Annotated in this window: 23 protein-coding genes; 3 read left to right on the top strand and 20 right to left on the bottom strand. The window is 67.7% G+C overall.

From position 1 onward, the window contains the following. Nucleotides 1–4 precede the first annotated feature (4 nt). From OHA18_RS20495 to OHA18_RS20475, 5 genes are all read right to left on the bottom strand, one after another. Nucleotides 5–880, bottom strand: a complete 876-nt coding sequence (locus OHA18_RS20495; protein ID WP_329005765.1) for a carbohydrate ABC transporter permease — start codon at nt 878–880, stop codon at nt 5–7. Further along, nucleotides 877–1,824 (bottom strand): ABC transporter permease, encoded by a 948-nt coding sequence (locus tag OHA18_RS20490; RefSeq protein WP_329005764.1) that lies wholly within the window; start codon nt 1,822–1,824, stop codon nt 877–879. The genes OHA18_RS20495 and OHA18_RS20490 overlap by 4 nt, the downstream gene beginning before the upstream one ends. 3 nt (nt 1,825–1,827) lie before the next feature. After that, nucleotides 1,828–3,450: a sugar ABC transporter substrate-binding protein gene (locus OHA18_RS20485; RefSeq protein ID WP_329005763.1), complete on the bottom strand. Its 1,623-nt coding sequence runs from the start codon at nt 3,448–3,450 to the stop codon at nt 1,828–1,830. Between the two features lie 166 nt (nt 3,451–3,616). Continuing rightward, nucleotides 3,617–4,456, bottom strand: coding sequence for a DUF11 domain-containing protein (locus tag OHA18_RS20480; protein ID WP_329005762.1), 840 nt, complete (start codon nt 4,454–4,456; stop codon nt 3,617–3,619). A 136-nt stretch (nt 4,457–4,592) separates the two neighbouring features. Further along, a complete protein-coding gene (locus OHA18_RS20475; protein WP_329005761.1) occupies nt 4,593–7,118 on the bottom strand; it encodes an ATP-binding protein in 2,526 nt (841 codons plus the stop codon). A 123-nt stretch (nt 7,119–7,241) separates the two neighbouring features. Here OHA18_RS20475 and OHA18_RS20470 point away from each other — a divergent pair, with 123 nt between their 5' ends. After that, a complete protein-coding gene (locus OHA18_RS20470) occupies nt 7,242–7,865 on the top strand; it encodes a hypothetical protein (protein ID WP_329005760.1) in 624 nt (207 codons plus the stop codon). A 1-nt stretch (nt 7,866) separates the two neighbouring features. Here OHA18_RS20470 and OHA18_RS20465 read toward each other — a convergent pair whose 3' ends face one another. The 5 genes from OHA18_RS20465 to OHA18_RS20445 are packed head-to-tail and all read right to left on the bottom strand — an operon-like array spanning nt 7,867 to nt 13,312. After that, nucleotides 7,867–8,865: a LacI family DNA-binding transcriptional regulator gene (locus tag OHA18_RS20465; protein ID WP_329005759.1), complete on the bottom strand. Its 999-nt coding sequence runs from the start codon at nt 8,863–8,865 to the stop codon at nt 7,867–7,869. A gap of 13 nt (nt 8,866–8,878) precedes the next feature. Then, nucleotides 8,879–9,697 (bottom strand): carbohydrate ABC transporter permease, encoded by an 819-nt coding sequence (locus OHA18_RS20460; protein WP_329005758.1) that lies wholly within the window; start codon nt 9,695–9,697, stop codon nt 8,879–8,881. Then, the gene (locus OHA18_RS20455) at nt 9,694–10,590 is read right to left on the bottom strand and encodes a carbohydrate ABC transporter permease (protein ID WP_329005757.1); all 897 of its coding nucleotides are present in this window, start codon (nt 10,588–10,590) and stop codon (nt 9,694–9,696) included. Before OHA18_RS20455 ends, OHA18_RS20460 begins: the two co-directional genes overlap by 4 nt. Next, nucleotides 10,587–11,846: an extracellular solute-binding protein gene (locus OHA18_RS20450; protein ID WP_329005756.1), complete on the bottom strand. Its 1,260-nt coding sequence runs from the start codon at nt 11,844–11,846 to the stop codon at nt 10,587–10,589. The genes OHA18_RS20455 and OHA18_RS20450 overlap by 4 nt, the downstream gene beginning before the upstream one ends. After that, nucleotides 11,843–13,312 carry a sulfatase-like hydrolase/transferase gene (locus tag OHA18_RS20445; protein ID WP_329005755.1) on the bottom strand — a complete coding sequence of 490 codons (1,470 nt, stop codon included), beginning with the start codon at nt 13,310–13,312 and terminating at the stop codon, nt 11,843–11,845. Before OHA18_RS20445 ends, OHA18_RS20450 begins: the two co-directional genes overlap by 4 nt. A gap of 175 nt (nt 13,313–13,487) precedes the next feature. Between OHA18_RS20445 and OHA18_RS20440 the strand changes: the two genes are divergently transcribed. Continuing rightward, nucleotides 13,488–14,717, top strand: a complete 1,230-nt coding sequence (locus OHA18_RS20440; protein WP_329005754.1) for an MFS transporter — start codon at nt 13,488–13,490, stop codon at nt 14,715–14,717. Beyond that, nucleotides 14,714–15,184, top strand: a complete 471-nt coding sequence (locus OHA18_RS20435; protein WP_329005753.1) for a winged helix-turn-helix transcriptional regulator — start codon at nt 14,714–14,716, stop codon at nt 15,182–15,184. The genes OHA18_RS20440 and OHA18_RS20435 overlap by 4 nt, the downstream gene beginning before the upstream one ends. Here OHA18_RS20435 and OHA18_RS20430 read toward each other — a convergent pair. From OHA18_RS20430 to OHA18_RS20385, 10 genes are read right to left on the bottom strand one after another with little or no spacing between them, the layout of a single operon-like run. Beyond that, entirely contained in the window at nt 15,181–16,254 is a 1,074-nt protein-coding gene (locus tag OHA18_RS20430) for an NAD(P)-dependent oxidoreductase (RefSeq protein WP_329005752.1), read from the bottom strand. The genes OHA18_RS20435 and OHA18_RS20430 overlap by 4 nt on opposite strands. Further along, nucleotides 16,251–17,099: an amidohydrolase family protein gene (locus tag OHA18_RS20425; RefSeq protein WP_329005751.1), complete on the bottom strand. Its 849-nt coding sequence runs from the start codon at nt 17,097–17,099 to the stop codon at nt 16,251–16,253. The genes OHA18_RS20430 and OHA18_RS20425 overlap by 4 nt, the downstream gene beginning before the upstream one ends. Continuing rightward, nucleotides 17,096–18,004, bottom strand: a complete 909-nt coding sequence (locus OHA18_RS20420) for a carbohydrate ABC transporter permease (protein ID WP_329005750.1) — start codon at nt 18,002–18,004, stop codon at nt 17,096–17,098. Before OHA18_RS20420 ends, OHA18_RS20425 begins: the two co-directional genes overlap by 4 nt. Nucleotides 18,005–18,008: 4 nt before the next feature. Further along, nucleotides 18,009–18,893, bottom strand: coding sequence for a carbohydrate ABC transporter permease (locus tag OHA18_RS20415; protein WP_329005749.1), 885 nt, complete (start codon nt 18,891–18,893; stop codon nt 18,009–18,011). 10 nt (nt 18,894–18,903) lie between these two features. Continuing rightward, the gene (locus OHA18_RS20410; protein WP_329005748.1) at nt 18,904–20,223 is read right to left on the bottom strand and encodes an ABC transporter substrate-binding protein; all 1,320 of its coding nucleotides are present in this window, start codon (nt 20,221–20,223) and stop codon (nt 18,904–18,906) included. Then, nucleotides 20,220–21,632 (bottom strand): hypothetical protein, encoded by a 1,413-nt coding sequence (locus OHA18_RS20405; protein WP_329005747.1) that lies wholly within the window; start codon nt 21,630–21,632, stop codon nt 20,220–20,222. The genes OHA18_RS20410 and OHA18_RS20405 overlap by 4 nt, the downstream gene beginning before the upstream one ends. Then, nucleotides 21,632–22,276 carry an aspartate/glutamate racemase family protein gene (locus tag OHA18_RS20400; RefSeq protein WP_329005746.1) on the bottom strand — a complete coding sequence of 215 codons (645 nt, stop codon included), beginning with the start codon at nt 22,274–22,276 and terminating at the stop codon, nt 21,632–21,634. Before OHA18_RS20400 ends, OHA18_RS20405 begins: the two co-directional genes overlap by 1 nt. Further along, entirely contained in the window at nt 22,273–24,219 is a 1,947-nt protein-coding gene (locus OHA18_RS20395) for a glycoside hydrolase family 127 protein (protein WP_329005745.1), read from the bottom strand. The genes OHA18_RS20400 and OHA18_RS20395 overlap by 4 nt, the downstream gene beginning before the upstream one ends. Next, on the bottom strand, nt 24,180–25,439 hold the full coding sequence (locus OHA18_RS20390) for a four-carbon acid sugar kinase family protein (protein ID WP_329005744.1): 1,260 nt from the start codon (nt 25,437–25,439) through the stop codon (nt 24,180–24,182). The genes OHA18_RS20395 and OHA18_RS20390 overlap by 40 nt, the downstream gene beginning before the upstream one ends. Beyond that, nucleotides 25,436–26,686 (bottom strand): RuBisCO large subunit C-terminal-like domain-containing protein, encoded by a 1,251-nt coding sequence (locus OHA18_RS20385; RefSeq protein ID WP_329005743.1) that lies wholly within the window; start codon nt 26,684–26,686, stop codon nt 25,436–25,438. Before OHA18_RS20385 ends, OHA18_RS20390 begins: the two co-directional genes overlap by 4 nt. Nucleotides 26,687–26,700 lie beyond the last annotated feature (14 nt).

The raw sequence follows: 26,700 nt of genomic DNA, 5'->3' as shown, positions 1-26,700 counted from the left end.
CAGATCAGCCTTTGACCGCACCTGTGATGACGCCCTTGGTGAAGTGGCGTTGCAGGAACGGGTACACCATGGCGATCGGGACCAGTGCGACTACGACGACGGCCATCTGCAGGGACTGCGGCTGCGGGGGCGGATGGACGCCGAGCTGATCCGCCGACAGCGACTTGCCCTGCAGCACGTAGGTCCGCAGGATCACCTGGACCGGCCACTTCGACGTGTCGTTCAGGTACAGCAACGCGTTGAAGAACGCGTTCCAGAAGCCGACCGCGTAGAACAGCCCGACCACCGCGATCACCGCCTTCGACAGCGGCATCACGATCTTGCGCAGGATCATGAAGTCGCTGGCGCCGTCGATCCGCGCGCTCTCCAGCAGCTCACCCGGCACGTTCATGAAGAAGGTGCGCAGGACAACGAAGTTGAAGGCGCCCAACGCCCCGGGCAGGATCAGCGACCACAGGCTGTCGAGCAGCCCGAGCTGCTTCACCACCAGGAACATCGGGATGATCCCCGGCGCGAACAACAACGTGAACAGCACCATCAGCAGCACGGGCCGTCCGAACAGCACCGGTCGCGAGGTCGCGTAGGCCAGCGCGATCGTGACGGCCAGCGCGATCGCCGTACCGACGAGCGTGACGAAGACGCTGACCAGGATCGCGCGGCCCATCAGCCCGCCGCTGAACAGCGTCTGGTACGCCTTGAACGTCGGGTGCGACGGCCACAGCACGTAGCCGCCCGCGTCGATGATGTCCTTGTCGCTCGCCAGCGAGGTCGAGATGACGACCAGGATCGGGATCACGATGACGAGCGCGAATCCGCCCAGTACCAGCGCCTTGATCGCCTGGTACGCGGGGGCCGGGTTCTCTTTCCATACCGGTCTCATGCGCCTCGCCTCTGAAAGATCCCGGGCTCACCGAGCCGATGTGCCAGCGAGTTGGCGCCCCACAGCAGCAACGCGCCGACCACGCCCTTGGCCAAGCCGGCCGCGGCCCCGCTGCTCCAGTCACCACCGACCACGCCCGCGTAGTACGTGAACGTGTCCAGTACTTCGGCCGCACCCGGGCCGACCGAGTCGCGCTGCAGGATGAACTGCTCGAACCCGACGCTGAGGATGTCACCGATCCGCAGGATCAGCAGCAGCACGATGACGGTCCGCAGCGACGGCAGCGTGATGTGCCACAGTCGCCGCCAGCGTCCGGCGCCGTCCGCCGCGGCCGCCTCGTACAGCGAGACGTCCACGGTGGTGAGCGCGGCCAGGAAGATGATCATCGCCCAGCCCGCGTCCTTCCAGACCAGCTGTGCGACCACCAGCAACGGGAAGGTGTCCGGGTTGGTCATGAACGGGATCGGGTCCAGCCCCGCGTGCCGGAGCAGGTTGTTCACGAACCCGGCCCCGCCGAGCGACTGCTGGAACAGCGTCACGACCAGCACCCAGGACAGGAAGTGCGGCAGGTACGCGATCGTCTGGAACCATCGCCGGAGCCGGTTGCTGACCAGCGAGTCGACGATCAGCGCCAGCCCGATCGGCACCGGGAAGAATAGCAGCAGCTGGACGGCGGCCAGCAGCAGCGTGTTCCGCAACGCGTCCCAGAAGTCCGGGTTGTCGTACAGGTTGACGAAGTTCTGCAGGCCGTTCCACTCGCTGTGCATGATGCCGAGGTACGGCTGGAAGTCCTGGAACGCGACCACGTTGCCCAGCACGGGCAGGTAGAAGAACACCAGCAGGAAGACGACGCCGGGGATCATCAGCAGCACCATCTGCCAGTCCCGGCGCCACTTCGCTGCCAACGGCAGACCGGTCTTCACCGGCTTGGTCGATTTCAGCATCGATCAGGACCCGGTGACCGGCACGCTCGACGGCAGCACGGCCGCGAACTCGTCGCGCATCTTGTCACCGCCACCGGACTTCCAGCGCTTCAGCGCCGCGTCGTACGCGTCCATCTTCTGCCGGCCGGTGACGATGTCCACGATCGTGTCCCGGAACGCCGCGGTCAGCTTCGGGCCGACCTTGCTCGACGTGTCGGAGTACGTGCCGGCGGTCGGGTTGCGCATCGCGTACTTGAGCAACTGCTGCTCGGTCGCGTAGATCTTCTTGGTGTCGTCCGGGTACGCCGGGTTGAAGATCACGCTCTCCGGGGCGTTCATGATCTGCAGCGCACTGACCAGACCGGGCGCCTGCTGGTTGCCGGCCTTGGTCAGCACCGGGTTCTGCTGCGCGTCCAGCTGGTACTGCTGGCCTTCGACGCCGAAGTTCTTGACCAGGTACTCCTTGGTGCCGAACGGCGCGGACAGGTAGTCCATCAGCGCGAGCAGCTCGCGGATCCGGCCCTCGTCGGTCTTCTTGAACGGCGTGAACCCGACCGTGCCGTAACCCATGTCGTACGTCGGCTTGGCCTTGCCGTCGTGGCCGAACGGGATCATCGTGTCCACGAACAGCGTCGGGTCCAGGTTCCGGAAGTCGGCGGTGGCCCGCGGGCCGACCGTGACCTGCGCGGCGATCTGCCCGTTCACGGTCTTCGGGGTGGCGTCGGCCAGGTTGAGGTCCGGGTAGAACACCTTGGCCGCCCAGAGCTTGGCGGCGTACTCGACGGCGGCCTTGTAGTTGTCCGTCTCGTACAGGTAGGTGAGCGAGCGGTCCTGGTTGACCCGCCAGCCGTTCGGGGCGCCGAACCACTCGCCGAACATGTGCAGCATGTTGATGATGGCGGGCTCGAGCGCGTAGTTGGTGCCGTTGGTCAGCTCCTTGCACTTGGCAAAGAACTCGTCCGCGGTCGAGCACTGCAGGCCGCCGACCTTCGCCCAGGTCTTCGGGTTGCCCATCATCACCTGGCCGAACGGCGTCGACGGGATCGGCGCGCCCCAGATCTTCCCGTTCACCACCGCGGTCCGCCACGAGGCCGGCTTCAGCGCGGCCAGGTTCGGGTACTCCAGCACGGCGTCGCCGGACAGGTACTTCGTCAGGTCCTGGAACTTGGCCTCGAGCATCGGGCCGATGTTCGGGATGCCCTGGTTCGGCGGCAGCCACATCAGGTCCGGCAGCGAGTCGCTGGCGAGCAGCGTCGCGAACTTCTCCGGGTAGCCCGGGTCGGTGCCGATGGTGAGCCGGAGCTCGGCGCCGAGCGCGGAGTTCAGCGCCTGCCACATCGGGTTGCTGCCCATCGGCGGCGGCGGCGTCGCGAACGTCTCGGTCAGCGCGGTCACCGCGTTCTTCAGCGGCGGCGCCTTCACGCTGGAGATGGCGTCCGCCGGGAACTTCAGGAAGCCGGGCTCCAGGCCGGACTCGGCCCCCGGGAAGTCCGGGTGCAGCCCCTCGAACGGCTTGTACGTCGGCAGCTTGAGCTCACCCGACGCCTTCGCACCACCGCTGGACGCTCCGCCGTCGCCGCAGGCCGCCAGCGTCGAGGTGGCAATCGCCGCACCGGTCACCTGCAGAAACCGTCGCCGACTGATCATAGTTGCTCCAAGTTTCGAAGAAGTGCTCACTAACACTCACTTAAACGTTAACCCGGACCGTAAACCTCTGCCACCTCCGGATGCAAGGCGTGAGACAAAAATGAAGCCGGCGGCCGCGGGCTCGAGAACCCGCGGCCGCCGGCCGTCTTCCTGTTTCAGCGCTGTGTCAGCACGTGACGATCAACCAGGTGAGAGCCCGGCAGACCTTGCTCGCCTTGTCGTTCGCGACCACCGGGTCGACCGGTGCGCTGACGGTCCGCGTCGCGGTCGAGGTCAGCGTCCCGATCGTCAGCAACCCCGCTTGCACCGTCAGCGTCCGCGTCGCACTCTCGCCGCTGGCCAGTGATGCGATGTCACAGTTCACCGTTCGCGTCGACCCGACCCGCGCGCAGGTCGTGCTGACGTAGGCCAGGTTGGCCGGGAAAGCGCCGACCACCCGGATCCCGGTCGCGGTCCCCGGACCGTTGTTCTTCACGCCGATCGTGTAGGTGATCCGCGCTCCGGTGGCCTTCCCACTCAGCGACACCGCGACGTCGGCCGGCTCCTCCTTGATGGTCAGCGACGGCCCGTCGATGATCTCGAACGAGAAGTTCTCCCCGACGAACTGGTGCTGCAGCTGGATCGTCCCGAGCGGCGCGTCGTCCTTCACCCGGAAGGTGAAGGTGATGGTCCTGGACTCACCCGACGGTACGTCGCCGGTTCCGGCGCGGACGCTGGTCCCGAGCGTGTCACACGCCGTGGCCTCCGGGCACGACACCAGATCGACCATGTCCGGCAGCGTCGCGTCCTTGGCGTACAACGTCGCCTTGCCGCCCAGAACGGTCGACGAGTCCGAGTTGTACACGGTTTGCTTGATCGTAAAGGTCTCCCCACGGGCGACCGACGTCGTACTGACCTCGATCGCACTCGTCGGCGGCGCCGCCTGAGCGGTCACCGGGACCGTCACCAGTGTCGCACCGGCAACGGCCGTCACCAGCGCAGCACGAATCAACTTCCAGGCATGCATAAGCAATAGCCCCCCATCCCCATTTGAACCCCAGTTACAACTGCCCCCACAGACCGCCCCGATGGCGGTGCAAGCAGTATGGTGGGGCCGCTCACAGCGGTCAACCGCTCGCCGTTGCCCTCTACAACCTCACGCCTCAGAAATCCAGCCTCAGGAGCAGATCCTCGACGCGTTGGGTGCGGCCCGCCAGCCGGTGGCGCTCCCAGTCCTCGCGGGAGAGCGTGTCGCCGACCAGCTCGAGCGCCTCGGCGAGCTCCTCCTCCGCGTACGGGTTGAGGATCTCCAGCCGCTGGCCCATCGCCTCCTCCGCGCCGAGCAGCTCCGCCGCGCCGGCCGGGTCGCCCCGGCGGAGCAGCACGTTCATCGCGGTGTTCGAGAACGCCATCGTCAGATTCGGGCTGCCGAGCGCCACCACGGTCGGCGCCAGGCTCCGGGCCAGCTCGGCGGCCTCGTCGACGCGATCGGCCAGGGCGAGCAGATAAGCCAGGTTCTGCCCGTGGATGGTGATCTCGAAGGCGTCCCCGAGAGATTCGCTGATCCCCAGGGACTCGCGGAGCAGCTCCTCCGCCCGGTCGAGGTGTCCGAGCGCCTCTTCGATGCCGCCGAGATGGCCCAGGACCCGGGCCAGCCGCCAGCTGTCGTCGAGAGTGCGGAGCCGCTCGACGGCCTCGGTCAGGGTCCGCCTGGCCGCGTCGAGATCACCCTGCTGACGTTGCGCCGTGCCGAGCACGGTCATCCCGAACGCGATGCCGGCCGTGTCGCCGAGCTCGCGCGCCATGGTCAGGCTCCGGGCGGCGACCTCGTAGCCGCGATCCGTCTCACCCTGCAGCAGAAGAAGGTTGCTCAATCCACGCAGACAAGCGGCCAGCTCGGGCGAGGCCGTCGTACCGGCAGCTGCGACGACTTGTTCGTGCCAGCGGCGGCTTTCGGTGTGGTACGCGCCGAGTTGCCAGACCCAGCCGAGGGCCGAGCACAACCGCAGCGCCGTCCGGAGGTCGTTGTCCGTCGCCCAGGCGAGCGCGGCACGGAAGTTGTCCAGGTCGGCCTCTGCCCGGTCCATCGGCGGCTCGGCCATGGTCCGCTTCAGGATCTCGAGTCGCTCGGCCAGGTCGGCGTAGTACGTGGCGTGATCTCCGCGGATGGCCCCGGCTTCGTCGGTCGCCCGCAGTTCGTCGGCGGCATACTGATGGATCGTCTCCAGCAGCTCGACCCGGGTGCCTTCCGGGCCGTCGGCCAGGGTGACCAGGTTCGCGTCGTTCAGCTCCGCGACGGCGTCGAGCGGATCGATGCCCGTGGCAACTTCCTGGATCGCGGCCAGGCCGGCGCCGCCGGAGAAGGCCGCCAGGCGACGGAAGGTACGGCGATGCTCGGGGGCGAGCAGCTGGTACGACCAGGCGATCGTGTCCCGCAAGGTGCGCTGGCGTTCCGGCGTGACGCTGCTGGTCGACGCGATGTCGAGCGAACGGTCGATCCGGGCCAGCAGTTCCTTGGCGCTGAGCAGCCGGACCCGCGGTGCGCAGAGCTCGATCGCGAGGGGCAGGCCGTCGAGGCGCCGGCAGATCTCCACGACGTCCGCGGTCAGTGCGAATCCGGGCTGCACGGCACGGGCGCGCTGCATGAAGAGCTGGACGGCGGCCGACTCCTCGTCGATGACCGGCAGCGGCCCGACAGGGTGCTGGTGCTCACCGACCAGACCGAGTGCTCGCCGTGAGGTCGCGACGATCTTCACGTGCGCCGCGTCTTCGATGATCTCGGCAACGACCTTGCCCGCGTCCGGGAGTTGCTCGAGGTTGTCGAGCACGAGCAGCAGCGTCCGCTGCGCGAGGTACGCAACGATCCGTCCGCGTTCCCGCGGCGGTACGTCGAGTACTTCGGCGATCGTGGTCCACATCACCGACTCGGACGTGGCGGCCGCCAGCGGAACGAAGTACACCCCGCCGGGGAACTTGGCCGTCACCTCGGACGCCGCGCCGATCGCCAGCCGGCTCTTGCCCGATCCGCCCGCACCGGTCAGGGTGACGAGCCGTACGTCGGGTTGGTCGAGCAGGTCGAGGATGCGTTCGACGTCCCGCTCCCGGCCGAGCAGCGGGGTCGCCGGGGCCGGGAGGCTGGTCGACGTACCGAGGGTGCGCGGCGGCGGGAAGTCGGTCTGCAGACCGTCGATCGTGACCTGGAACAGGTGCTCCGGCTCCGGAATGTCCTTCAAATGATGGGTTCCGAGGTCGCGCAGCGTCACGCCGTCGGGCAGTTGGGTGAGCTGTCCCGTGATCGCCGAGACCAGGATCTGACCACCCTGCGCCGCCGCTCCGATACGCGCTGCGAGGTGAACGTCCATCCCCCAGTAGTCGCCGTCGTACACCCCCGGCGTACCGGTGTGGATCCCGATCCGCACCCGCAGCCGCTCACCACCCGGCCACCGGTGCTCCGCCAGACCGCGTTGCCCGTCGACCGCCGCGCGGACCGCGTCGCCGGCCGTCCGGAACACGACGAAGAAGCTGTCTCCTTCGGTCCCCATCTCCGTCCCGCCGTACGTCGTCCAGACCGCCCGCAGGATCCGGCGATGTCCCTCCAACGCATCGAGGTACCGATCCCCCAGACGACGCAGCAGCACCGTCGATCCCTCGATGTCGGAGAACAACATCGACACCATTCCCCCACCCATGCAGTCAGTCTCGACGGACGGCCCGCAAAACGTCGAGACTTTGGCGGCAACTTTTGTGAACGAGCTGGAGTCTCATGCGATGCGCGGCCAAGGAGGCAGCGACATGAGCTGGGGGTAAGAGAAATGAAGCGGTTCGGGATCGTTGCGGGGGCTGTCTCCGGAGTGGCTGCACTGGCGGGCGCGGGGGCGCTCCTGCTGGGCGGGGCGGCGCCGAGCAACGCCGCCACCGAGCAGATCAAGACGGTTGCTGCAAGCAACAGTTCGGCGTCGACGCCGGTGCGGTACAAGACCCGGTTGTTCGTGCGCTACAGCGAGGGCAACCACGCGATGGCGGTGCTGCCGACCACCTGGCGGGCGGTCGAGCTCGGCAACTGGCAGACGCGCTTCGACGACAGCGCGAACAACCGGATGATCCGGTTCGACATCAACTACAACAACAACATCAGCACCGTGACCGCGCTGAACCGGAAGGTCGCTGCCCTCAAGGGCACCCGCGGTCTGCACATCGTCGGCACCTCGACGGTCGGGATGAACTCGACCAACCACCAGGGCCGGCTGACCGTGAGCACGGTGGTCTACACCTACAAGAGCGGCAACACCACCCGCTGGGTCGCCACCCGGTACGTCGGCCAGCAGGGCAGGAAGAACGCCGAGGTCGAGATCTCGACGGCCGGCTCCACCGCCGACAGCAAGACGCTCGGCGCGGTCATCAACTACGCGACGATCTCGCTCGCCCTGGCCGGCTGAGCTAACCGATACCGGTCGTGCTCTCGCGTACGACGAGGCTGAAAGGGGCCTGGAGGCGGACTGGTTCGCCTCCAGGCCTCTGGTCGCGGAGGGCCTGTAGCGCGAGGCGGGCGATGGCGACCCGGTCCGGGGCGACCGTGGTGAGCGTCGGCAGCGTGGCGAGGTCGTAGGGGATGTCGTCGAAACCGACCACCGCCACGTCCTGGGGGACCTTCAGACCGCGCAGAACCAGAGCCCGGATCGCACCCATCGCGAGCCAGTCGGTGGCCGCGAAGATCGCGTCCGGCGCCGGGTGACCCGAGTCCAGCCATTCGCCGAGGGTCCGTTCGGCGTCCTGACCGCGGAGTCCGCCGGTCGGCAGCACGATGTCCTCATCGACCGGCAACCCGGCTGCGGCGAGCGCGTCGCGGTACCCGTTGATCCGCTCGTCCTCCATCCCGGGACCCGGCGCGAGCGCCATCACCTGCCGGCGCCCGAGCGAGAGCAGGTGCTCGGTCGCCACCCGGCCCGCGTCCCGGTTGTCGATCCCGACATGGTCGGCGTCGTGCTCCGTGCCGGCCTTCTCGCCGAGCAGGACCAGCGGCAGTGCCGGATCGCGCCCCTGCACGTCCTCGGGCGTGAGGCCGAGCGGGCTCATCACGATCCCGTCCAGCCTGGCCGGGTGCCGCTCGTTGAGCAGGGCCACCTCGGCCTCCCGGCGGCCGCCGGTCTGGTGGAACTGCACGATCCACCCGAACGCCTCCGCCTCGTCCAGCATCCGCGCCGCGAGCGAAGCGAAGTACGGCCGGTCGAGCTGCGGTACGGCGAACGCGATCACGCCGCTGCGGCCCTGGGCCAGGTTGCGGGCCGCGATGTTCGGCCGGTACCCGAGCTTGTCGATCGCGGCCAGCACCCGTTGCCGGGTCTCCTCGCGGACGTGCTCGGCCCCGTTGACGACGTTCGACACCGTCTTCATCGACACCCCGGCCGCCTCGGCGACATCGGTCAAACGAGGCCTCATAGCTGGCAGGATCTCACTTGAGCCCGGTGTGGGCCATTCCGGCCAGGATCCGGCGCTGGAAGACCACGAACACCACGACCACCGGGACCAGGGTGATGACGCTCATCGCGAACAGCGCACCCCACTCGGAGCTGCCGGTCGCGTCGAGGAACCCGCGCAGCGCGACCGGCACGGTCAGCTTGGTCCGGGTCGACAGGTAGATCAGCTGGCTGAAGAAGTTGTTCCAGGTCCAGATGAACGAGAAGATCGCCGTCGTCACCAGCGCCGGCGACAGCAGCGGCAGGATGATCCGCCGGTAGATCCCCCAGTAGCCGCAGCCGTCGATCCGGGCCGCGTCGTCCAGCTCGACCGGGATCGACCGGATGAACTGCACCATCAGGAACACGAAGAACGCATCGGTGGCCAGGAAGCTCGGCACGATCATCGGCCAGAACGTGTCGATCCAGTCCAGCTTCCGGAAGATCGAGTACTGCGCGATCAGCGTGACGTGTCCGGGCAGCATGATCGTCGCGAGCATCAGCCCGAACAGCGTCTTGCGGCCGACGAACGTCATCCGCGCGAACGCGTACGCCGTCAGCGAGCAGGTCAGCACGTTGCCGATCACGACCGCGGCGCAGATGATCAGCGAGTTCATGATGTAGACGCCGAAGTTGGTCCCGGTCGACGACCACCCGAGGGCGTAGTTGCCGAGCGTCGGGTGCTCCGGGATCAGACCGGGGTGCGAGAAGATCTCGGTGTTCGGGCGCAGCGACGCGGTCAGCATCCACAGCAGCGGATAGAGCATGATCAGCGCGCCGGCGGACAGTCCGACGTGCGCGAGGACGCGCCTCATCGGCGTACCCCTTCGTCTCCGTAGAACACCCAGGTGCGGCCGAGGACGAAGTTCAGTCCGGTGAAGACCGCGATGATCAGCAGCAGGACCCAGGCCATCGCGGCGGCGTACCCCATCCGGAAGTTACCGAACGCCTGCTGGTACAGGTACAGCGTGTAGAACAGGGTCGAGTCGGACGGGCCGCCCTTGCCGCCGCTGATCACGAACGCCGGGGTGAACGCCTGGAACGCGCCGATGATCTGCAGCACCAGGTTGAAGAACACCACCGGCGACAGCAGCGGCAGCGTCACCCGCCAGAATCGTTGCCATCGGCCCGCACCGTCGACCTCGGCGGCTTCGAGTACGTCGTCCGGGATCTGCCGCAGCCCGGCCAGGAAGATCACCATCGGGGCGCCGAACTGCCAGACCCGGAGCACGATCAGCGTCCACAACGCCGTACCGGGTTCGGAGATCCAGCCGTGGCCCTGGATGCCGAACAGGCCGAGGAACTGGTTGAGCAGGCCGTCGCTGCCGAAGATCTGCTGCCACAGCAGGGCGATCGCGACACTGCCGCCGAGCAGGCTCGGCACGTAGTACAACGCTCGGTAGACCGCGAGGCCCTTGAGCCCCCGGTTGAGCAGTACGGCGACGGCGAGCGCGAACGTCATCTCGAGCGGCACCGACACCCCGACGTAGATGAACGTGACGCGCAACGAGTGCAGGTACCGCGAGTCCTGGAAGAGCGCCGTGTAATTGTGCAGCCCGGTCCACTCGGGGGTGTTGAGCAGCGCGTAGTCGGTGAACGAGTAGTACAGCGACAACAGCATCGGGCCGATGGTCAGGCCGAGTACGCCGATCAACCAGGGCAGCAGGAACAGGTACGCCGGGAGGCTCTGGCGGAGACGTGCGATCACTGACCGAGGGTCTTTCCGGCCAGGTCGACGAACTCCTGCGCGCCGGCGTCCGGCTTGGTCTTGCCGAAGCCGATGTTCTCGGCGATCCGGCCGAAGCCGGTCAGCAGTTCGCCGTACCCCTTCGGCCACGGCTTCGGCGACGGACCGACCTTCCCGGCGAGGTCCTCGACGTACTTGATCGCCCGCGCACCGGCTGAGCCGGCATCGGCCGAGACCAGATCACGCGCCTTCTTCGACGGCGGTACGCCGAGCAGGATGCCGATCGTCTTGATCGCCTTCTCGTCGTTCAGCAGGAACCCGATCAGCTTGGCGGCGTCCTCGGGGTGCTTGCTCGCGGCCGAGATGCTCCACAGGTCGAGGCCCTTGATGAACTGGCCCTTGAGGTCACCGGCCTTGTCCTGCGGCACCGGCAGGACGGCCAGCGGGCTCTTCACCAGTGGCTGGTAGAAGGTGACCTGCTGGACCCAGCCGAACTGCAGCGGCGCCTTGCCCTTGGCAACCAACGACTTCTCGATCGCGGTCGTCTCGGCGCTGACGTTCTGCGGCGGTGCGGCCTTCGCGTTCCGCAGGTCGGCCCAGTACTGGAACCACTCCCGGACGGTGTCTTTGCTGGTGGCAAGCTTCCCGCCGTCGTCGGAGAACAGCTCGGTGCCGTGCTGACGCGCGAATACCTCGAACAGCTGGAAGTTCCCGGCCTGGTCGCTCGAGCCGAACGATCCCTGCACAGAACCCGAGTAGTCGCGGGCGAATTCGGCGAACGCGTCCCACGTCCAGCCTTGCGCCGGCACAGTTCCCCCCGCGTGCTTGACCGCAGCCTCGTCGACGTACATCGCGTAGCTGATCGAGCTCTGCCCGATGCCGTAGTTCTTGCCGTCGACCATGCCGCTGCTCGCCACGTCCGCGTCGATCCCGGACGTGTCGATCCCCAACGAACCAAGGTCCTTCAGCGCACTCCGGCCGGCGTAGTCGCTGAAGTAGCTCATCGACATCCGCAGTACGTCGGGAGCGTTGTTGCCGGAAGTCTGCGTGGCGAGCTTGTCCCAGTAGTCGTCGAACGGCGCGCTCTCCGCGGAGTACTCGACGCCTCCGCTCGACTTCCACGCGGCCAGTGCGGTGTTGAGCGCCTTGGTCACCGGGTCGGGCCCGTACCAGGAAACCCGCAGAGGGCTTTTGCCTCCCGAACAACCAGGCAGGACGGTAGCGGCGGCGGTGGCAGCGCCGAGACCCAGCAGGGTCCGGCGGGTCAATCGGGTCATGGTTGGTTCTCCCTGCGTTGGGCCCAGCGCCAGTTGTGGGCCAGGCGGAGCGGGACGTAGTTGCCGTTCGGGAGGTCGTCGGTCAGCCGCGCCTGCCAGCGGGCGAGCTGGTACAGCAGCCGGGCCCGGACGGCCAGGTGACACTCGTCGTCGAAGAGGTTGTCGAGCTCGGCCGGGTCCTTCGAGAGGTCGTACAGCTCACCAGGAAGGTCTGCGTGCACGATGAGCTTCCAGTCACCGCTGCGGAGCATCCGGGCAGCGCCGGATTGGGTGACGGTGTTGAGTTCGTCGAAGGTCGGGCCGTCGTACGCGAAGTGCAGCGGCGGCCGGGCGGTCACGTCGTACGCGCGTCCGCCGAAGCCCTGCTCGGCGATGATGCTGCCGAACTCTTCTCCCGGTGCCGGCTCGCCGTGTGCGAGCGGGAGCAGGCTGCGGCCTTGCACGCCGTCGGGGATCGGCTGGTCGACGGCCTCACAGACGGTCGGGAGTACGTCGACGATCGAGACCGGCTCGTCGCGCTGCTGGATCGTGATGCCGTCGCCGGTCATGATCAACGGGATCCGCAGCAGGAAGTCGTTCAGACCTGCGCCCTTGCGCTGCAGGCCGTACTCGCCCACATAGTCACCGTGGTCGGCGAGCACGATGGTCAGCCGAGGGCGCTGCCGGTGGGCGAGGCCTTCGTGCAGGCGGCGGATCTGGTCGTCCAGGAGGCGGAGCATGCCGAGGTAGTTGGCGGCATACCGGCGCCAGTTGTCGTCGTACCCCGGGCGTTTCTCCTCCTGGAGTTTGCGTAGCCAGGCGTATGTGCCGCCCTTGATCTCGGTTGCCTCGGGCCCGCTGATGCGGTCCGGGACGTCCTCGGGCGCGACCAGGTCGAAGTACGGCCGCGGGACTTGGTACGGGTTGTGGGGCTCGGGGTACGAGACCCAGAACAGACCGGGCTTGCCGGGGTCCGCGTCGTGTGCGGCCTCGAGCGCGTCGGTGGTGATCCGGTAGGGCAGTTGGCAGCGCACGTCGTACGGCGTGGGCTCGTCGGAGACACCGTGGTCGAGGTGCTCCAACCAGTCGTCGAACGCCTTCTCCTCCGCGTCCCGCTCGGGTCCTTGGGTGTGGAAGTAGGGTCCGGCGAAGGTGTCGAAGTCGGCCGCCCCGCGGGGCATGTGCGGCTTCCCGGCGAAATGCAGCTGATAGTCGGCGGCCCGCAGTACGTCGACCAGATCCTTGGAGAACCGCGCGTGCTCGGCGTTGCTGTTCTGCCGGACCTCGTGCGCGCTCGGGAACCGCCCGGTGAGCAGACTCGTCCGCGCCGGCACGCAGGCCGGCGCCGCGGTGTAGGCCTGCCGGAAGTCGGTCCCGGCCGCCGCCAGACCGTCGACGAACGGCATGGTGTCGACCGGATACCCACTCCGCCGAGTCAGCCCCACCCGCTGCTGATCAGTCATCACGATGACGATGTCGGGACGCATCTACTTGGCTCCATCCATTTACAGCGCTGTATTTGTAGCGCTGCAAACACTCCTCCAGATAGCTCCGACCCGTCAAGCGTGATGGGCATCACACTCTGATCTGGATTGTTTAGAGCAACTCAGCTGTTCTGGCTTGCGTTGTGCAACTCAGCTGTCCTGAAAGGACGCCGCTTATATGAGCACCCTCGATCTCCCCGTCTCGGCCGCGCCGCGATCACCCCGCGTCCTGAGCCGGCGCGGCAGTTTCTGGACCGCCGCCGTCGTCGCGGGCATCAGCCTGTGGACGAGCGCGGCCCCGACCACGACGTACCCGCTCTACGCCTCGACCTGGCACCTCACCCCCGCGACAACGACCGCGATCTTCGCGTTGTACCCGGTGGTGCTGGTCGCGTTCCTGCTCGTCTTCGGCCAGGTCTCGGACTACATCGGCCGCCGGGCCACCATGCTGTACGGCGTCGGCGCCATGCTCGCCGGCGTACTGCTGTTCGCTGTCGCCCCGTCGGTGGGCTGGGTGTTCGCGGGCCGGGCGTTGATGGGTGCCGGTGTCGGCCTGGCGCTGACGCCCGCGACGGCAGCCGCGGTCGAGTTCAGCGCGCGCGGCAAGGCGCACCGAGCGGCCTCGGTCACCACGGTGGCGACCGCGACCGGGCTGGCCCTGGCGACGATCGTCGGCGGTGGGCTGATCGAGTACGCGCCGGCGCCGCTGCACCTGGACTTCTGGGTTCTTGTCGCGGTCATCGTGGGCGTCTTCGGCGCTGTCTGGCGGATGCCGCGGCACACCAAGGACGAAGCGCAGGGCCGCTGGCGGCCGCGCCCGATCACCGTTGCCAAGGGCATCCGTCTGCTGTACCTGTCGGCGGCCCTCGCGGTCACCGGCGCCTACGCCTTCGGGTCGGTCTTCCTGGCCCTCGGCGCCGAGATCGTGCGCGACCTGGTCGGCACCGGGAACATCTTCGTGATCGGACTGCTGCTCGCGATCTTCTCGGTCGCCACCGGCACGACCGCGATCATCGGCCGCCGGTTCCCCGCTCACCGACTCGTGCCGCTCGGCGCGGTCCTGACACTCGTGGACCTCGGTCTGCTCGAGCTGGCGGCGACGGCACACTCCGTTCCGCTCTTCGTCGCGACGACGATCACCGGCGGCACGGCGTACGGTCTGCTGTTCTCCGGCGGCCTCGGCCTGATCGCGACCCACGCCCCGGCACACCATCGAGGTGCCACGGTCTCGGCCGTCTACCTCGTCGCCTACATCCTGCAAGGCGCCATCGCCGTCACCCTCGGTCTGGTCGCGACCGCCTCCGGCCTGAGTACGGCGTTGCTCCTCGGCATCACCGTGATCGGTACGCTGGCCCTCCTGATCCTGGCGGCGGCCGTTCTCCTCGCCACTCGCAAGGAGGTGTCATGACCACCGGCCTCAGACCCAACTGCTCGATTGCCCGCACCCTCGAACTCCTCCGCGACCGCTGGACCTTCCTGGTCCTGCGTGAGGCCCACCTCGGCACCACGCGGTTCGCGGACTTCCGCCGCTACCTCGGCATCGCGCCGAACATCCTCACCCACCGCCTCAACGCCCTGGTGGAATCCGGTCTGCTGGAGAAACGCGAGTACCGCGAGGAAGGCGAGCGCACCCGATCGTCGTACCACCTGACGCCTGCGGGAGAGGACCTCAAACTCGTGCTCGGCGCTCTCCAGCAATGGGGCGACGTTCACATTCCCCCGGAAAAAGGACCCACCGTCCTGCGTCACGCGAAGGACTCCGGCGAACTGGTCAACGTCGCCTTCACCACCGAGTCCGGCACACCGGTCCCGGCCAAGGACGTGTCGTTCGACCCGGTCCCCGGAAGCACAGCCGACCGCAGCAACTGGCGCTAGCCGTTTCTGGGGAGTAGCGGGAAGCGCGGGCGGTAGCCGGCGAAGACGCGTCCGAGTTCGTCGACCATCAGGTCGAAGAAGCGGGGTTCGGCGGCGGCGGTGACGCCGGCGATGTGGGGGCTGAGGAAGACGTTGTCCATCGCACGGAGGGGCGAGTCGGCGGCGATGGGTTCGGGATCGAACACGTCCAGGCACGCGATCAGGTCCCCGGTCGCAAGGCGTTCGACCAGGGCTTCGGAGTCGACGACGGCGCCTCGCGAGACGTTGACGAAGACCGTCCCGGGCCGCATGGCGCGGATCTGCTCGGCGCCGATCAGGCCTTTGGTGGCGGTGGTGAGTGGCGCGAGGCAGACAACCACGTCGGATCGGGCCATGACCGTGTCGAGATCGGTCAGATCGAGGTCGTAGATCCCGGCGAGCAGATCGGGTACGCCGGGATCGGAGACGAGCACGTGGACGCCGAAAGGACGCAGGAGCTCGATCAGCCGACGCCCGATCAGACCGGCCGCGACCAGGCCGACCGTCTTGCCGGTGAGCTCGCCGCGCAGGTACCCGGGGTCGGACTGGAAGACCGTGCGGTCCGGCCAGAGCACCTCGCCGTCGATGAGCCTGCGGAAGTGGGCGCCGGCGTTGCGGAGCCCGATGAGGATGAGGGCGAGGGCCCATTCGGCGACCGGATCCGAGGAGCCGTTGGTGGTGTCCACCACGAGTACGCCCGCATCGTGCGCGGCGGCGACGTCGACGCGCTCGGCGAAGCGATCGCCGTGGGTGTCACCGACAACGACCAACCGCTTGCCTGCGGCAAGTATCTCGGCAGTCACGCGTGGGGAACCGTACCCGACGACCAAAGCATCGAGATCGGTCACGAAGTCGTGGAGTCGGCCTACGGCGTCCACATCTGCTGGCGGCGGGTCGGACCCTCGATCGGGGCCGTCGTACGGCAGCCAACGCACCTCCGCAGTACGCCGCAGCCGCTCGATCGAGGTGGGGGTAACGTAGCGCTCCCACGAGGCCGGGGTGCCGGCGATCCCGACGGTCTTGAGCGCCGGCGAGTCCGGCGTACGGTTCATGCCTTGGCCTCCTGGGTGAGGATCCGCTCGAGGTTGCCGCCGAGGACCAGCGGGAGCACGGCCGGATCGATGAACGGCGCGTGTTCGCGGACGATCTCGAGCGACTGGCGGTAGCTCAGGTGCGCCGTGACCGACGGCCAATCGGACCCCCAGACCAGGCGATGCGACCCCCACGAATCGTGCAGCGCCCGCACAACGTCGAGCGCCTGCCGGTTCGGGTACTCCCACGGCCGATCGGTGCCGTACGCGAACCCAGACACCTTGACCAGGAGATTGGGCAACTCCTCCGCGCTCAGCGTCATCGCCAGCGCCTCCTCGACGCCGCCGCCCCAGAGCGTCACCCCGGCCAGATGATTCACGAGAATCGTCACGGTCGGGAACTCGCGAGCCACCTCCCGCAGGTCCTCCTGCCAGCTCGGTGCGCACGCGAAGTTGACGAACAACCCTTCCTGAGCGGCGACTTCGAAGACCGCCCTCCCCTCGGTCGACCGAAGCCACCCATCGTTCTCCGGTGCGAGATAGCGCGACACACCAGCCGGCCGGAACCGATCGACGAGCACGCGAAGCCGATCCGCCGCGCCCGGGATGTGGTACGCCGGGGCCCATCGCCCGTCGAGATCGACCACGTGCACGAAACGATCCGGGTACGCCGTCACGGCCTCGGCGCCGTACTCGTTGTTGTCGTCGCTCCGGGTGATGCGGGCGTTGATCAGCAGCGCCCGATCCACTCCGACAGAGTCCATCGCGTGCAGGAGGTTGTGGTAGCTGCCCCGCGACGTGTCGTCCGGGACCGGCGGATCGTACGGCCAGCGGGGCCAGACGTGGGTGTGGGCGTCGACGATCATCCCTTCACCGACCCCGCGGTGAGTCCCCGCATCACCTGACGATTGATGAAGATGTACACCAGCAGCGTCGAGAAGACCGTGATGCTGATGGCCGCGAACAGCGGGCCGTACTGCAGGGAGCCGTACTCGTCGCTGAAGTTCAGCAGCCCCACCTGGACCGTCTGCAGATCCTTGTCCACGTTGAAGGTCAGCGCGATCAGCAGGTCGTTCCAGATCGAGAAGAACATCAGCAGCGCGACCGTGAACAGCCCGTTGCGCACCATCGGCACGGCGATCGACCAGAACATCCGGTAGATGCCCGCGCCGTCGATCGTCGCCGCCTCGAACATCTCCCGCGGTACGCCGCGGAAGTACGTCGCCATCAGGAACACGGTCAGCGGCAGACCGTGACCGACGTACGTGATGATCAGCGGCCACAGCGTATTGGTGAGACCGAGCTTGAAGTAGATCGTGAACAACGGCAGCAGGATGATCTGCGCCGGCACCATGATGCCGCCGACGATCAGCAACAGCGTCGCACTGCGGCCGCGCCAGATCATCACCTCCAGCGCGAACCCGGCGGCCGCACCGAAGACGAGGATCATCGCCAGCGACGGCACGGTCACCAGCAGGCTGTTGAGCGCGTTGTGCCCGAGCCGGCCGTTGGTCCAGGCGTCGACGTAGTTGGAGCCGTGCAAGGTGGCCGGCATCTTCCACAGCGGCTTGTCGAGGAACTCGTTCTGGTCCTTGAAAGAGGTAGCCAGGATCCAGAACAGCGGGTAGCAGACGACCACCAGCAGCACCGCGATCAGCAGCCGGGTGAGTCCCTTGCCGGCGAACATCGCGATGGCACGGTCCGGGCCGCGTGGGACCGGAGCCCGGGGCGGATCGGTGTGCACCGGCGGACTGACGGTGTCGACGGTCACGGTGTCAGCCCTTCGTCAGGTCGCGGCGCGAGGATCGGAAGATGGCGAGCGTGACGACGAGGCAGACACCGGTGATCAGGAGGGCGATCGTGCTGCCGTACCCGTAGTCGGTGCTGAGGAACGACGTCTTGTACATGAACAGGTTCAGCGGTGTCGTGTCGCTGCCCGGACCGCCCCGCGTGAGCGCGAGCACGGAGTCGAACACCTTCAGTGACGAGTTGAAGCTGAAGATCACTGCCGAGAACAGCACCGGCAGCGACATCGGTACGACGACATGCCGCACCAACCGCCATCCGCCGGCGCCGTCCACGCGAGCGGCGTCGAGGACGGAGTCGGGGATCTCCACCAGCCCGGCGTACAGCAGGACCGCGTAGAAGCCCTGCGTCCGCCAGAGGTCCATCACCACCAGGACGATGAACGACGTACCGCCGGCGGAGAGGAAGTCCACGTGCTGGGCGCCGATCACCTTCAGGAAGGAGTTGATCGGGCCGTCCGTCGGCGCGTACTGGAAGAACCGGCTGAACAGCAGGCTCACCGAGACCGTCGGCAGGACGACAGGGAAGAACACCATTGTCCGCACCAGCGTCGAGGCCCGGCGCAGGACGAAGACGTACAGCAGCGCGAGCGCGTAGCCGAGCAGGATCTGGCCGACCGTGACGACCAGCGCGTACTTGAGCGTGAACCAGAACGCCTGGTGTGCCTCGGGATCGTGCCACAGCCTGGTGAAGTTGGCCATCCCGACGAACGTGAAGCCGCGGATGACGTTGCCGGTGTACAGGCTGTAGACGAACGACCAGACCACCGGGACGGCGATCACGCCGACGAAGAAGATCAACGCCGGCCCGAGCAGGACCGCGACCGCCTTCTTGTTCCCCAGCACCGATTCCATCGAGGTCTCCTTACTGCGCGGTGTCGAGATCCTTCTGCAGCAGGCCCATGTAGTCGGCCGCGGACATGCTCCCGGTGAGGAGCTTGACGACGTACGCCCCGGCGTCCTGGTTCGCCTTGTTGTTGAAGAGCGCCTCGAACCAGAGCACCGTCGACGTCGACTTGTCGATCCGCTGCTGTACGTCGGCCGTCAGCGGCGGGATGTTCTTCACCGGGTGGTCCATCACGAAGCCCGAGAAGGTACCCGACTGCTCCATCGAGTCGGAGGCGTAGTTGGTCGCGATGCACTTCACCCAGGCCTGGGTCTTCGGGCCGAACAGCTTCGGGTTCACCGACGTCGGCGCACCGGTGTTCGCCGGGTAGGCGTTGATGTCACCCTTGCCGCCCTCGACCGCCGGGAACGGCATCAGACCGACCGCGTCGCCGATCTTGTTCTTGCTCGGATCGTTGACCAGGGCAAGCAACCAGCTGCCCATGTACATCATCGCGGCCTTACCGGTGAGGAACTGGTTGTTCGCGGTGTCGTAGTCGATGCCGCTGATGCCGTCGGTGAAGTACTTCTTGCTGCCCAGGTCCTGGATCGCCTGCGCGGCCGCGACGTACTGCGGGTCGGTCAGCTTCGTCTTGTGCTCCTTGACGTCGAGCATGGCGTTGGTGCCGAGCGAGCGGAACAGGTACGCCCCGACCCAGCGGCTGATGGTCCAGCTGGTGCCACCGGAGGCGGTGAACGGCGTGATACCGGCCGCCTTGAGTTTGTCGGCCGCCGCGAGCAGCTCGCCCCACGTCGTCGGTACGGCGATGTGCTGCTCGGCGAAGATCTTCTTGTTGTACCAGATGCCTTCGATGTTGTACTGGAACGGCAGCGAGGGGATCGTGCCGCTGTACAGCTGCTGCAGCGTGGACTTCGCCGCCGGGGTGATCTTGTCGTTCACACCGAGGTCGGTGAGGGCCTTGTCCAGGTCGAGGACCTGGCCGTTCTTCTGCAGGTCACCGCCCTTGTCGATGAACGAGTTGCCGGCGGCAAACAGCGACGGCAGCGCGTCCTGTCCGGCGAGCAGCTGGATCTTCTGCTGGATGTCGGCGCTCGGCGACTGCTGGATGTCCAGCGGCAGCGCCGTCGCCTCGGTCTTGCACTTGCCGTTGGCAAGCGACTTGAGCTCGGCGGGGACGGACGTGTTCTCGGTCGTCACCAGAACCGAGAGAGCCTTGCCGTCCTTGACATCAGAGCCGCTCGCCGACCCACCACCGCCCCCACAGGCGGAGACGACGAGGGCAAGCGAACAAAGCGCGGCACACCAAACAGCCGGCCGCTGGCTTCTTGTGAAGTTCATGCTGTTCTCCCTTGCGCTGGTTGCTGCTGTGCTTCGGGTGCGCGGTGGCGCAGGGTGGTGCCGACGGCCTCGAGGTTGTCGAGTGCCATTTCGGAGTACTTCCGCGAGAGGATGACCCCGTCCGCCCCGGCGTCGAGGGCAGTGGTCAAGGATTCGGCGATGTCGTCCGGCCCGGTCTGCTTGACGTGGGGCGGGGTCGGGATATTCACATCGAGTCCCGGATAGACCCGCGCCCGTCCGTCGATCGCCTTCAACGTGCGGGTCGTCTCACGGCGTACGTAGTCCGTGGACAGTCCGCGCCCGGGCAGCTCATCGAACGGCATCGCTTCGTCGTACCCGAGCGACTGGCGGAACAGGTCGTACACCGTCTGCTCGTCGATCTCCCGGAAGATGCTGCGCCGCCAGGCCGAGATGTGATGGTGCAGCCGGTAGCCGGCGCAGTTGTTGTACATCACCGGCTTCACGAAGTCGGAGTACTCACGGATCCGGGTGTAGTCCATCTCGGCGCGGTACAGCGGCGAGAACGTGTTGTGGTGCCAGACATGCCATCCGACCTGTACGTCGGGGGCGAGGAACTTCACCGCGCCGTACAGGCGCTTCTGCAGCTCCTCGTAGCCTTCGTGCCACAGCTGCTCCCAGGCCATGATCTCCGGATAGGTCAGCAACAACCGCAGGAACCGGATGAAACTCGCGTCACCGTCGTCGCGAGCGAGCTCGTAGAGCTTCACGTACCCCTCGGCCGCGCGGCGGCTGTCGATACCGCGGCGTTCGCCCGCCGCAACGCAGTACGAACAGAAGCAGTACGGGCGTCCGTCGCGGGCGAACCCGCCGTCCTCGAGGACGTTGCCGAGCGGCCCGTTGCGCTCCGAGCCGAACATCATGCCGTCGAGTTCGTAGTGCCTGACCTGATCCTCGACCAGGCTCAGCCACCAGGCGATGTAGTCCGGGTTGCGCACGCAGGCGTAGCTGTCGCTGCGGCCCCAGGCGTCGATCTGGAGCACCTTGGACCAGTTGGGGACATACCGCGTCAGGCCCGAGTGGCTGTTCTCGAGGACGAACGAGTACGTCTGCAGGCCGCGTTCCTTGGCCTTCGGGATCACCGACGCGAGTACGTCGTACCCCTCGACGTCGCGATCCGGCGCGCGATACGGCTGCAGGACCGAGCCGCGGTAGTGCTCGGCGTGCTGGGTGACGTACGACCCGCCCCAGTGGTCGTCGTCGAAGTCGTTCGGACCGTGACCTGGGTGCGGCCGGCCTTTGATCTGACGACCCTGGACGCCCCGGTCGAACGCCTGGGTCGCGACGAACAGCGCTGTCACCCCGGCCTTCTCGGCCAGGAGGTCGATCACCTCGACCCCTTCGTCGGCGAACGAGATCGCACCGATCTGGAGTCCGATGAGCGGTTCCATCACGACCGCCGCTCGGCAAGCCGGCGTACGCCGCTCTTCGGGCTGGTCAGCACCGGCACAGCCACGTCGAGGCCCACTGCGGCTGACGCCATCGACGCCTGCGCGAGAACGACGACATCGCTCGCGGCGGCACGATCCTTGATGGCGGCCGCGACCAGTGCATCGTGACGCTCGCGATCCCCGGCCACAGCGGCCTCGAAGGCATCCGGTACGACGGTCTCCTCGATCTGGACGTCGCGCCCGAGCAGCTCGGCCCGCTCACGCAGGAGTGCGGCCGTCGGCTGCACGGTGGTCTGCAGCGTGGCGATGACGCTCACCCGTTCACCGGCTTGGACGGCTTCGTCAGCCATCGCCTCGTCGACGCGGTACACCGGGACGCCGAGACGATCCGACAGCGGTCCGGCGTACTGCGAGATGGACGAGCAGGTGAACATGACGGCCTCCGCCCCGGCTGCGACCGCGGCGCCGCCGAGATCGGCCAGCCGCTGCTCGATCTGCTCGGCGGCCACACCCCGGCCGAGGTCGCCGACGATCTTGTCGTCGAGCAGGTTCTGCACCTCGACGTCCGGCAGCAGCTCGGCGGCGAGACCGGCGAAGGTGGGGATGACGACGGCTCCGGTGTGCAGGAAGGCGATGCGCGTCATACGACGCTCCTCTCGAAGGTGCGGATCAACGGCAACCAGACGGTCATCTCGCCGTGTCCGCGGTTGGCCCACAGGCCGTACGGAACGAATTGCAGGGCGGCGGAACTGGCGGGCGTCTGGTCGAGCTCGGCGTACAGCGGACCTTGTGAGCCGGGGAGGACGGCGGCATCGACCTGGAGGAGGGCGTGACCAGCGAACATGCCGCTGCCCGGCGTGACCTCGATGTTCGCGTCCTGCGGGATGGCGATGTTTTCGACACCGACTCCGTTCAGGTCGGCCGTCTCCAGGCAGTAGACGACCGGGCCGCGGACGACGCACACCTGGTTGGTCGCCTCCTCGACGAAGTGGTGCGCGGTCAGCAGGCGGGGCCGGAGCGGGATCTTCACGGCGACCGTGTCGCGATGCCATTCGCGGTCGAGGACGGCGTACCCGCGGTCCGTCGTGGTCGGGCCGTCGATCTCGATGCTGTCGGCCCATCCCGGCACGCGGATGCGCAGGCGGCCGCGCACCGGGCGCTCCGCCTCGACCGTCAGCTCGATGTCGCCGGAGACCGGGTAGTCCGTCTGCTGGCGCACCGTCACGGGTACGCCGTTGAAGGTCGTGCGGACGTCGCTGGTGACGAACTGGTGGATCCAGAGCTCGTCATCGCCTTCCGCGTAGACGTAGTACGGCAGCTCGGCGCTGACGCGGGCGATGTTCGGCGGGCAGCAGAAACAGGCCTGCATGTACTCCTGGCGTTCGCGTTGGTCCGACGGCGGCGGCGCCACGTCCTTCGGGTCACCCGGCCGGCGCAGCGGGTACGTGAGGTCGCGGACCTGCCGGAGCGGGTTCACGTAGAAGTACGTCTTGCCGTCGTACCCGACCATCGCGGGGAGCGCGTTGAACAGCACCCGCTCGATCTCGTCCGCGTACTTCGCGTCGCCGGTGCGGATCAGCATCCGCCAGGCCCAGAACACCAGGCCGAGGGACGCGCACGACTCGTTGTACGCCGTTGTCTGCGGCAACTGATACGGGCGGCCGTACGACTGGTGCACCTTCGTCACCGAGTAGTAGTCCTGGCCGGCATCGGGCGAGGCGCCGTCGTACAGGGCACCGCAGCCGCCGGTGACGTAGAGCTTGCTCGACACCAGGTCGTCCCAGATGCTTTCCAGCGCGGCGATGACCGTCTCGTCCCCGGTCTCGACGGCGTAGTCGGCCATCCCGGCGTACAAGTAGTTGGCGCGGACCGCGTGACCGACTGCTCGGCGTTGGTCGCGTACGGGCAGGACGTCCTGGTTGTCGTCTGTACCCGCGCCGCCCTTGCCGCCGTGCAGGTCGAGCAGGGTCTTCGCGAGCTCGAGGTACCGGCGCTCACCCGTGACGCGATACAGCTCGACGACGCCCATGTAGTGCGACGGGCAGACGTTGCACTCGGCAAGCTGCTCGGGGCGCTGGACTGCGAGGAAGTCGGCGATCCTGGCCGCGACGGCCAGCAGGGCGCCGTCGCCGGTGACGCGATGGTGAATGCAGGCCAGCGTCATCAGGTGACCGAAGTTGTACGTCTCGAAATCGGTGCCGATGGAAAGCGGTTCGGCACCGGCGATCTGGGTACTGGTGTGCAGGTACCCATCCGCGCGTTGCGCCCGGGCGATGAGCTTGGCTGCCTCCGCGACAGTTGCCTGCAGCTCGGGGTCCTTCGAGACGGTTGCCGCCTCGAGCCACTTGTAGAGATCACCGTCCATGAACGGCGGCCCCTGGTGCTCGCCCGGTACGTCGCCGGCGGCCACCCGGAAGTTCTCGTCGGCGTGCGAGGTGGCCGGGTCGAGCATGATCGCGCCCATCGAGGGGATGGTGACGGTCAGGGCCCGGTGGTGCAGCGCTGCCAAGGGTCCGTCGCCTGCGAGCGAGACGGTTGAGATCGAGGTCATTCGTGCGTGAGCGCTGGCACCGGTGTCGGTGAGCATGCAGCCTCCTTCAAGGGGCGACCGAGGCGGATGTCGTCGAAGAGGGAGACATGTCCCATCTGCCCGCCCTTGAGGACGAGCTCGACGTTCTGCAGATGTGGGTCCGGACCACTGGCCTGGCAGAGCGCGACATTGCCCCAGGGCTGAGCCACGATGCGCAGCCGTTCCACCCCGAGGCGACGCAGTACGTTGCCGGAGGTGTCGCCACCGGAGAGAACGAGACGGGTGTCGCGTTGTCGCAGGCTCAGATCGGCGATCGCGGCGAGCCTGTCTTCGACCTCCGCGCTGGGAACGGTTCGACGGGTGATCGAGGAGTCCACCAGCACTCCGGCCCCGGCTGCCAGGGCTGCCTCGACGCGTTCCGGCGTACCGGCGGCGAACAGGTCCAGCACGAACCACCCCGCGGCGGCGGCCGCGTCGACCTGCCGGCGGGTCAGCCGCGACCGACTCCCGTTCAGAACAAGCGTGGGACCGGCAGGCGCCTCGGCTTCCGTCGTGAGCGGTGGCAGGCGCTCGGCGATGTCCACACGCCGACCGATCGCACCGCTGATCCCGCCAGACCCGATGACGAACCGCTGCCCTCGACTCTCGAGGATCGCCTGAGCCAACCGGTCCAAGTGCTCATCGCTGATCGCGTCACAAACCACACCCGGCTCGTCCGAGTCCATCAGCACCGGGCCGTCGTACGACGGCCAATGGAGACTGCCCAGCTCGAGTGCGGTCTGCTCGGAGAGATGCCGTCGCAGATCGGACTCGTGCACCGGCGTGACCGGATGTGAACTCATCGTCGGCTGCCGATCGAGGCGGTACACGACACCGTCGTCGCGCGCGAAGTGATGACCGAAGAACGTGTACCGGCCGGCATCAGGCTGGGCGAAGACGATGGGCACCGGTGCTTCGGGGAAGAGCTCGACCGCCAGCTCGAGGACGCGGCCGATGCTGCCGGTGTGCGGCGCCGAGTCGGCGGTCGAGCAGGCCTTGTACTGAACGATCCTCGGGCCCAATGCGCGGAGCCTCCGCAGCGCAGGAACGACCTCGGCCGCCATCTGCTCGGTCGGTAAGGATCGCGCCGTACCAGCGATCCCGACCACGTCGGTGCGCTCGTCGAGCTCGACCCCGGGTCCAGTCACGAGGACACCCGACAGCCCAGCGCGCCGGAACTGCAGCAAAGCGTCGACCGAGCCGGTGAAGTCGTCGCCGTAGAAGCCCGCCACTGTCATGTCGGCCTCCCGAAGGTGTCCAGCGCGGCAGCCAGCGCAGGGATCTTGGCCGCCCGCTCGTCCAGCGGCTCGCCCGAGGTCGCCGCGTCCCAGGCCTCGCGCATCGCGAGTACGCCGGCGGCCGAGCCCTGCGGGTGACCGTGGATCCCGCCGCCTGAGAGCACCAGCAGGTCGGTGGTCCGCGTTCGCTCGTAGGTCAGGTGGGCCAGCCCGGGGGTCTGCGCCGAGGACAGCACGGGCAGCGTTTCGTACCCGCCGAGCAGCGGCGCCCGCACCGCCGAGATGGACGCGAGTACCTCGTCGTCCGTCTCGTAGAACTTGTTCGAGAACCCGTTGGTGTGCAGGTGATCCGCGCCCGCGAGCCGGGCGAGTTTCTGCCAGGCGTGGTAGTCGATGCCGAGCTGGGGCGAGCGCGCGTAGGCGCCGTACATCGCCCGGTGCCCGTGGATCGGCAGTTGGGTACGCCGGCTCAGGTACTCCAGCCCGGCGAGGCCGACCATGTTCACGCAGACCATCACGCAGGTGCCGCCGGCCGCGAGGACCGCGTCGTGGTTCGCCTCCAGGCGGTCGAGGTCGTCGGTGATGTTGAACGCGTACATCGGCATCCGGCCGTTGCGGTCAGCAACCTTCTTCAGCGCGTCGGTCACCACGCGGATCCGCTCCGGCAGCGGCAGGCCGGGTGGGTTGCCCTGGAGCTCGTCGTCCTTGATGAAGTCGATGCCGGCGTCGCCGAGCTCGGTCACGAGCTGCGCGAGCTGCGCACCGCTGAGGCCGATGCTCGGCTTGACGATCGTGCCGATCATCGGGCCGTCGGGCCGGTCGAGCAGGCGCCTCGTCCCGTCGATCCCGAACCGCGGTCCGGCGTACCGGCCGGCGAAGGCGCTCGGCAGCTCCAGGTCGACGAGGCGGAGCGCGCCGACGTCGCGCAGTTCGAACAGGTTGCCGGCGACGGCCGCGAGGAGATTCGGGATCGAGGGGCCGAAGTTCGCCAGCGGGAACTCGATCGTGACCCGACCGCGGCTGACCTGGCGGGGGTCGCCGATCATGCCGGGAAGCGGTGGCCGTCCGCTGGGCGGCAGCTCCTCGATCTTGACGACCTGCGCCGCGTGCCGGGCGCGCAGCTCGTCGCTCTCGCGGGCGACCCGGACGAAGGTGCCGCAGGACTGCTCACCGGCGATCACTTCGGCGGCACGTTCCAGCGGAACCGCGCTCTCGAGCTCGTAAACGGCAGAGACGTGATCAGACACGAAGACCCCTCAGG

Origin of the sequence: Kribbella sp. NBC_00709 (assembly GCF_036226565.1) — a bacterium.
Classification (GTDB): domain Bacteria; phylum Actinomycetota; class Actinomycetes; order Propionibacteriales; family Kribbellaceae; genus Kribbella.
Note: the sequence above shows the minus strand (reverse complement) of the source record. Positions and strands in the feature narration are given on the sequence as shown.